1 pseudogene is annotated in these 451 nt (G+C 30.4%); it reads left to right on the top strand.

The annotated features are described in order from the left end of the window. Positions 1-222 precede the first annotated feature (222 nt). Positions 223-451, top strand: a pseudogene (cadD, locus tag E2E34_RS35060) (cadmium resistance transporter CadD); the annotation flags it as partial.

The following is a 451-nucleotide window of genomic DNA, read 5'->3' as shown; positions in this document are numbered from 1 at the left end:
TTTATGCCGAGAAAATTTATTGTGCGTTGAGAAGAACCCTTAACTAAACTTGCAGACGAATGTCGGCATAGCGTGAGCTATTAAGCCGACCATTCGACAAGTTTTGGGATTGTTAAGGGTTCCGAGGCTCAACGTCAATAAAGCAATTGGAATAAAGCACCTATGATTATTTAAAAATATAAGTTATAATACATTCAAAAATATTTTTGAATGAGGTGTATTATGATTCAAACGGTTGTTGCTGCTGCTGTTCTTTATATTGCTACAGCAGTTGATTTATTAGTAATTTTATTAATATTTTTTGCTAGAGCAAAGACTAGAAAAGAATATAGAGATATTTATGTTGGTCAATATTTAGGGTCTATTATTTTAATATTAGTTAGTTTGTTTTTAGCTTTTGTATTAAATTATGTTCCAGAAAAGTGGATATTAGGTTTATTGGGTTTAATAC

Source organism: Streptomyces albidochromogenes (genome assembly GCF_005981925.1).
Classification (GTDB): Bacteria; Actinomycetota; Actinomycetes; order Streptomycetales; family Streptomycetaceae; genus Streptomyces; species Streptomyces albidochromogenes.
The sequence above is the reverse complement of the archived record's forward strand: the minus strand, read 5'-3'. Positions and strand labels throughout refer to the sequence as shown.